The 7,958-nt window shown below is 54.6% G+C and carries 5 protein-coding genes; 3 read left to right on the plus strand and 2 right to left on the minus strand.

What is annotated here, in order from left to right; all coding sequences use genetic code 11:
- Positions 1-67: 67 nt before the first annotated feature.
- Positions 68-2,653 (minus strand): ATP-dependent chaperone ClpB, encoded by a 2,586-nt coding sequence (clpB, locus tag B3P58_RS19085; RefSeq protein WP_286719793.1) that lies wholly within the window; start codon positions 2,651-2,653, stop codon positions 68-70.
- Between the two features lie 270 nt (positions 2,654-2,923).
- On the opposite strand from clpB, the gene B3P58_RS19090 reads away from it, so the two are divergent.
- Complete coding sequence (locus B3P58_RS19090) at positions 2,924-3,826, plus strand: DMT family transporter (RefSeq protein ID WP_286719795.1); 903 nt, start codon at positions 2,924-2,926, stop codon at positions 3,824-3,826.
- A gap of 216 nt (positions 3,827-4,042) precedes the next feature.
- Positions 4,043-4,951, plus strand: a complete 909-nt coding sequence (locus B3P58_RS19095; protein ID WP_286719797.1) for a LysR family transcriptional regulator — start codon at positions 4,043-4,045, stop codon at positions 4,949-4,951.
- Between the two features lie 72 nt (positions 4,952-5,023).
- Here B3P58_RS19095 and B3P58_RS19100 read toward each other — a convergent pair whose 3' ends face one another.
- Positions 5,024-5,467 (minus strand): acyl-CoA thioesterase, encoded by a 444-nt coding sequence (locus B3P58_RS19100; protein WP_145470330.1) that lies wholly within the window; start codon positions 5,465-5,467, stop codon positions 5,024-5,026.
- Between the two features lie 319 nt (positions 5,468-5,786).
- Between B3P58_RS19100 and B3P58_RS19105 the strand changes: the two genes are divergently transcribed.
- Entirely contained in the window at positions 5,787-7,904 is a 2,118-nt protein-coding gene (locus tag B3P58_RS19105; RefSeq protein WP_286719800.1) for a carboxy terminal-processing peptidase, read from the plus strand.
- Positions 7,905-7,958 lie beyond the last annotated feature (54 nt).

The following is a 7,958-nucleotide window of genomic DNA, read 5'->3' on the forward strand; positions in this document are numbered from 1 at the left end:
CCCCCGCCACAGAGACTGCAACGGGGGTTTTGTCAGTGGCACTCAGCCGGTTTAAGCGGCGCGGAGCTTACCCCGCACGGAAAACCAGCTGATCGTTGTCGACATCGGCAACGATGGTGGTACCCGGCAGGAATTTACCCGCCAGAATATCCTGCGCCAGCGGGTTTTCGATCCAGCGCTGAATCGCACGCTTTAAAGGCCGTGCGCCAAACACCGGGTCGTAACCCACATCCACCAGCTTGCTGATGGCCGCGTCGCTCATCTCAAACGCCAGATCGCGTTCTTTCAAGCGGCCGCGCAACAGATCCAGCTGAATATCCGCAATGCCTCGGATCTGATCTTTCAGCAGCGGATGGAACACCACCGCCTCGTCAATCCGGTTAATAAATTCCGGACGGAAGTGGCTGCCGACAATATCCATCACCGCATCGCGCATTTCCTCGTACGGCTTATCGGCAAACATGGTCTGGATCACATCCGAGCCCAGGTTCGAGGTCATCACCAGTACGGTGTTTTTAAAGTCGACCCGGCGTCCCTGACCATCGGTCAGCTGACCATCATCCAGCACCTGCAGCAGAATGTTGAACACATCCGGATGCGCCTTTTCCACTTCATCGAGCAAAATCACCGAATACGGTTTACGCCGCACGGCCTCGGTCAGCAGGCCACCCTCTTCGTAACCAACATAACCCGGAGGCGCACCGATTAAGCGGGCCACGGAGTGTTTCTCCATATATTCCGACATATCGATACGCACCATGGCGTCTCTGCTGTCGAACAGGAAGGTCGCCAGCGCCTTACAGAGTTCGGTTTTACCGACACCGGTTGGCCCTAAGAACAGGAATGAACCATTCGGCCGGTTCGGGTCAGACAACCCGGCACGGGAACGGCGCACCGCGTTCGATACTGCAGCAATGGCCTGATCCTGCCCGACTACCGAATCGTGCAGTACCTCCTCCATACGCAGCAGTTTTTCACGCTCGCCTTCCAGCATCTTGCTGACCGGCACACCGGTCCATTTTGATACCACTTCGGCAATTTCGTCTTCGGTCACTTTATTGCGCAACAGGGTAAATTCCTGCTTACCGGAGGTTTCTGCCTCGGCGGCTGTTGCCAGCTGCTTTTCCAGCTCCGGAATACGGCCGTACTGCAGTTCTGACATACGCTGCAGATCGCCGGCACGACGCGCCGCTTCCATCTCGATCCTGGCCTGTTCCAGCTGTTCTTTCGACTTGCTGGCACCTTCAAGCAGGGCTTTTTCTTTCTTCCACACCTCTTCCAGCTCGACGTAGGCACGTCCGGCTTTATTGATCTCTTCGTTGAGATCGCTCAGACGTTTTTTCGCCGCTTCGTCTTTTTCTTTACGCAGTGCTTCACGCTCGATTTTCAGCTGAATCAGGCGTCGTTCAAGCTTGTCCATTTCCTGTGGTTTGGAGTCGATTTCCATACGGATAACCGATGCCGCCTCATCCACCAGGTCGATGGCTTTATCCGGCAGACGACGATCCGGAATATAACGCTGCGACAGCTTGGCCGCGGCTATAATCGCGCTGTCGGTAATCTGCACACCGTGGTGTACTTCGTAGCGCTCTTTTAAACCGCGCAGAATCGCAATGGAGTCTTCCACGCTCGGCTCATCAACAATCACTTTCTGGAAACGACGTTCCAGTGCCGCGTCTTTTTCAATAAATTCACGGTATTCATCTAACGTGGTCGCGCCCACGCAGTGCAGCTCACCACGGGCCAGCGCCGGTTTCAGCATATTGCCGGCATCCATTGCGCCATCGCCCTTACCGGCGCCGACCATGGTATGCAATTCATCGACAAACAGAATGATGCTGCCTTCGGCCTTGGTGACGTCTTTTAAAACGGCTTTTAAGCGCTCTTCAAATTCACCACGGTATTTGGCACCGGCCACCAGAGAGCCCATATCCAGCGACAGGATGCGCTTATGCTTCAGGTTTTCCGGCACTTCACCATTGACGATACGCTGCGCCAGACCTTCCACCACTGCGGTTTTACCCACGCCCGGAGGTCCGATCAATACCGGATTGTTTTTGGTACGGCGCTGCAGCACCTGAATGGTACGGCGGATTTCATCATCACGGCCGATCACCGGATCCAGCTTGCCCGCTTCGGCACGCTCGGTCAGGTCGATGCAGTATTTATCCAGCGACTGACGGTTATCTTCTGCATTGGCGTCCTGCACACTTTCACCGCCACGCAGTTCGTTAATGGCTTTATTAACGCCGTCTTTATTCAGACCAGCCGCGGCCAGTGCCTTACCTGTGCTGTTTTTATCGTCCAGCGCCACCAGCAGAAAAACTTCGCTCGACACATACTGGTCACCGCGTTTCTGCGCTTCTTTATCCGCCAGGTTGAGCAGACGGCCCAGCTCCGGCGCCAGCTGAATATTGCCGTCCGGACTGCTGACTTTGGGCTGCTCGTCCAGCAACGCCCGCAGGGCACGGCCAAGCTCAACGACATTGGCACCACAACGGCGCACCACATCTTTAACCGAGCTGCTTGGCTGTTCGAGCAATGCCAGCAGTAAGTGGACGGTATCAATCTGATTATGATCCTGCCCCAGCGCCAGACTCTGGCTCTCGGCCAGAGCGTTCTGCAGACTGGTGGTCAACCGATCCATACGCATATTCCAATCTCCTAAATAGACGCTCAGGGCAGACCCGAGCAGAGTTGATTCATTACCGCTTAGATGCGACCAGATTAATTTTTTTCAACACCTTCAAGATTAAATTTAGTAAAACTAATAGAAATTCATCTTGATGCAGCGCATGCAAGCGGTCAATCGCACACAAATCCCACCGCCGCCGCACGATTGCGTATAATCGCCGCCTTAGCCGTCACCTTCCTCTATATAGTGACGCAGCGCTTCTTTTAAAGTCCGGGATACACACCAGCCATGACAGCCCCTGCAATGACCGACGCCCTGCGCCGCGGTGCTTTATTCCTGCTGCTGGGTGAAGCCCTGCTGGCATTAATGGGCGCGCTGGTCAAAGACCTGTCGGACGTGCTGTCGACCGAGCAGATTGTGTTCTTCCGTAATATCGCCGGTCTGATCGTACTTGCCCCTTTATTGCTGCGCACCGGCTTAAGTGAACTGAAAACCCGGGTCTGGCACTGGCATTTGTTGCGCGGTCTGGTCGGTGTCAGTGCCATGTACTGTTACTTCTGGGCGCTGGCTCATCTGCCGCTCACCGAAGCCTTTCTGGTGAAGCTTTCGGCGCCGCTGTTTATGCCATTACTGGCACTCTGGTGGCTGAAAGAACCCGCCGGGCGCCACAGCTGGCTGGCATTACTGATCGGCTTTGCCGGGGTCAGTGTCATCCTGCAGCCTGGCGCTGAACACCCGGCCATGCTGAGTAATGGCGACAGCTACAACACAGCGCTGCTGATCGGTTTGCTCGGTGCTTTTCTGGCCGCACTGGCCAAGGTGACCATCCGCCGCATGTCGGCTACCGAATCCAGCCAGCGTATTGTGTTTTATTTTGGCCTGACCGCCGCACTGGTTTCAGCCCCCGGCGCCCTGCTCAACTGGCAGCCGGTTCCTGACAGTACCTGGCTGTGGCTGCTGGCGCTTGGCGTGGTCGCTACCAGCGGCCAGCTGGCGCTGACCCGCGCCTACCGCATCGCGCCTACCGGCAAGGTCGGTGTTTACGTTTACAGTGCGGTTATTTATGGCGCCCTGATGGGCTGGTGGTTCTGGGGAGAGATTCCGCCGTGGACGACCTGGGCCGGGGCAATTCTGATCGTGCTCGCCGGGTTGCTGAATCTGTATGCGCCGAAAAGCAGTGCTAAAAGCTGACTAAGTTGAGAGCCGGTATCGCCTGACTATGCGCCAAAGCAACACTGGCCGCTGATTTCTGCCGTGGTATGACGCTAAGCGGAGAATTCCCGGCACAGGTATAAGGCGCCATTCTCTTAGATATAAGTCTAATTTATGATCAAAACAGGCTTATTATTTCCTCAGAATTAAATATACTGGCCATTCTGATGAATTGCCTAGAATGAATCATTAATTATGTCCCGTATCGACTCATTGCAAACCTTTGTCTCCGTTGTTCGCTCGCGCAACTTTACCTCAGCGGCCGATTCACTGGGCGTCACTCCATCGGCCGTGAGCAAGCAGATCAGCGGTCTGGAAGAACGCCTTGGCGTACGCCTGCTGAACCGTACCACCCGTTCCGTCAGCCCGACCGAAGCGGGGCAGATGTTCTACCAGCACTGTGAGAATATTCTTGAGTCGATCACCGAAGCCGAAAAGCTGGTTACCGACTTTGACGTCACGCCACGTGGCCGTCTGCGTATCACCGCAATGTCGAACTTCGGCCGTCGCGAACTGGCGCGTATGTTTACCGACTTTGCGCAGAAATATCCGGATATCAGCTTCGACTTGCATATTTCCGACCGCCCGCTCGACATTGTGAAAGAAGGCTACGACTTCGCCCTGCGCCTGGGTTCACTGGAAGATTCCCGCCTGATTGCCAAGCCGGTGGCCGAGCAAAATATCGTGATCTGCGCATCAAAAGAGTATCTGGAGCGCTGGGGCACACCGGAAAAACTGGAAGACCTCAACAACCACCGCATTCTGATTGTTGCCAACGCCGAATACGCCCGCATTAACTGGCTGCGTCAGTTTGAGAAAGACCATGGCTTCAGCTTGTCCAGTGTTGAACGTAAGCTGGCAGTGAATGATATCGATCTGGTATACGAAGCCTGCCTGGCGGGTATGGGTATCACCGCCCTGCCGACCTATATTGCCGAGCGTCACCTCGAAAGTGGCGAGCTGGTACGCCTGTTTCCGGAAGTGGATATTCCGGTACGAAGTATTAAGGTTGTTTTCCCGCAGAACCGCTATCTGGCGAACAAGAGCCGTGCTTTCCTCGACTTTATTACCGCCTACTTTGACGATCCGAGTCAGAGCAACTGAGCACTGCTGTAAGCACATAAAAAAACGGGCCTTATCAGAGGCCCGTTTTTTTATGCAGTGAATGCCGCCAGATTATTCCTGAGGCAGCAGCTGGGGCGCGCAGCGCTCGTAAAAAACCCGCGGTACCTGAGCGATCTTACGCTCGTCATAATCAAAAAAGACGATACCGGTTTTGGCTTTCACCACCTGTTTGTCCTGAGCCTGATTTTCGACCCGGTAAATAAAGTCGCAACCGTATTTATTGAAGTCGGTCACACCGACATGGAAGGTCAGAATATCGCCAACAAAGGATTCTGCGGTAAAGCACACCACCAGATCCGACACCATTAACCCCAGGCCGCCAATATTAAATTCACCAAAACCATGTTCGCGTAAAAAGCGCAGCCGGGCTTCGTGTAACAAAGACACCATGCGGTCATTACCCACATGATTGCCGTAATTAATTTCCGTTACCCGCACATCCAGCGTTGTACTGAAGGTAAATTCATCGGGTAATTCGAGTTGTACTCTGGCCAAAACAGCCTCCTGATCGTCTGTTTTGCTGCCAATGCAGCAAAATCCGGGGAATTATTCTGGCAACTGCGATTCCAATGCGGTCTACTATACCGCAGCAGCCGGGGTGTTCAGATGAGCCATGCGTCTTACGCCAGCTCTCTGTGCTTTACACCAATGGCACCCAAACGGATGTTCGGCCCGCCTGAGAAACAGGCAAAAACAAAGGCCAGACACCGTAACGGTACGTGCGTACAGGCTTTACCCTGACAAAGCGCCGGCATGATAACGGCGCCCGGCGCACAGTACAAACAGATAACAACAAGGAAATCTGGCAACGACTATGCTTTCCATTTGCTTCCGCACATTGAAAATTGCGCTGACCCTTACAGCGCTGCTCACGGCCCAGCTGAGCCAGGCCACCATCCCGGAAATTGCCCCCGGCACCGCCTTCAAACCCCTTGAGCCGACCCGTGATCACGCCATGATCACCCAGCAGATCATGAACAACCTGCTGCGCGGCCATTACGAGCATCAGCGTCTGGATGACAAACTGTCATCACGGGTGCTCGATATCCTGCTCGACGATATCGACAGCACCCGCAGCTATCTGCTGGCTGCTGACGTCAAAGAATTTGAGCAATACCGTTACAGTCTGGACGAAGCCCTGAACCGCGGTGATATGCGCCCGGCCTTCATCATCTTTAACCGCTTTCAGCAGCGCGTGTCTGAGCGCCTGTCGTTTCTGCTCAACGAACTGCACAGCAAAGCCGCCGACTACCACTTCGATACTGACGAGCGGCTCGATCTCGATCGCGAAAAAGCGCCGTGGGCGACCACCAGCGCCGAACTCGACGACCTGTGGCGCAAGCGTCTGAAAAACTCCATCCTCAATCTGAAAATGGCCGGCAAAGAAAAAGACGCCATTATTGAGTTATTGAGCAAGCGCTATCAGAACCAGCTCAACCGTGTCCATCAGTCACAATCTGAAGACGCGTATCAGACCTTTATGAATGCCGTTACCCGCGCCTTCGATCCGCACACCCAGTACTTCTCGCCGCGCAACACCGAGAACTTCAATATCAATATGAGCCTGTCCTTACAGGGCATTGGCGCCGTGCTGCAAACCGAAGACGAGCACACCAAGGTGGTACGTCTGGTGCCGGCCGGCCCGGCCGCCAAAGCCGGTAACCTGCAGCCTGCCGATAAGATCATCGGCGTTGGTCAGGCCGAAGGCGATATCGTTGATGTGATCGGCTGGCGTCTGGATGAAGTGGTCGAGCTGATCCGTGGTCCGAAAAGCACCACCGTGCGGCTGGAAATTCTGCCGGCGAACTCATCCGGCACCGACAGCAAAATCATTTCCATCGTGCGTGATGAGGTCAAACTGGAAGAGCAATCCGCCCAGAAAGACGTTATCGAGGTTAAAGATGGCGACGTAACCCATAAAATCGGTGTGATCGATATTCCGACCTTCTATATCGACTTTCAGGGTCGTATGGAAAACAAGCCGGACTATAAGAGCACGACCCGTGACGTCACCGTGCTGATTAACGAACTGAAAGAAGAAGGCATCGATGGCTTGATCATTGACCTGCGCAATAACGGCGGCGGTTCGCTGGAAGAAGCCATTACCCTGACCGGCCTGTTTATTCCGCAGGGCCCGGTAGTACAGGTACGCAGCACCCACGGCCGGGTTGAAGTGTTACCCGACCAGGACCCTTCGGTGCTGTACGACGGGCCGATTACCGTTCTGGTTAACCGCCTCAGTGCGTCGGCCTCGGAAATTTTTGCCGGTGCGATTCAGGATTATGGCCGCGGTTTAATTGTCGGTGGCCAGACCTTCGGTAAAGGGACGGTTCAGAGCCTGCGTCCGCTGCGCTCCGGCCAGCTGAAAATTACCCAGGCCAAGTTCTACCGGGTATCCGGTGACAGTACCCAGCACCAGGGCGTTATCCCGGATATTCTGTTCCCGTCGCTGTTCGATAAAGAAAAAATCGGCGAAAGCGCGCTGGAAGAAGCCCTGCCGTGGGACACTATCCGCCCTGCAGAGTACAGCAGCAATAAAGGCATCGCGGCTACCCTGCCGGCGTTACGCCAGCTGCACCAGACCCGCATCGAACACAATCCGGATTTCCGTTTCCTGCGCGAGCAAAAAGCACTGATTACCGAACTGCGTCAGCAGACTCAGGTATCACTGAACGAAAAAGTGCGCGAGCAGGAACGCAAAGCCAACGATGACAAACGCCTGAAGCTGGAAAACGAACGCCGCAAAGCCAAAGGCATGCCGCAGTTAACCAGCATCGACGATGAAGAAAGCGATAATGCTGCTGACGCTGAGAAAAAAGACGATAAAAAACCGGAAGAAGACGATGCCCTGCTGATCGAAGCCGGACATATTCTGGTGGATTATATGAATATCCAGACAGCCAGCCTGACCGCGCAGCGCGAAGCGAAATAACCGTCTGACGTTATTTTCAGCCATAAAAAAGCCCGGAATATTCCGGGCTTTTTT

The organism is Thalassolituus sp. UBA2009 (assembly GCF_002335285.1).
Taxonomy (GTDB): domain Bacteria; phylum Pseudomonadota; class Gammaproteobacteria; order Pseudomonadales; family Oceanobacteraceae; genus Venatoribacter; species Venatoribacter alkanivorans.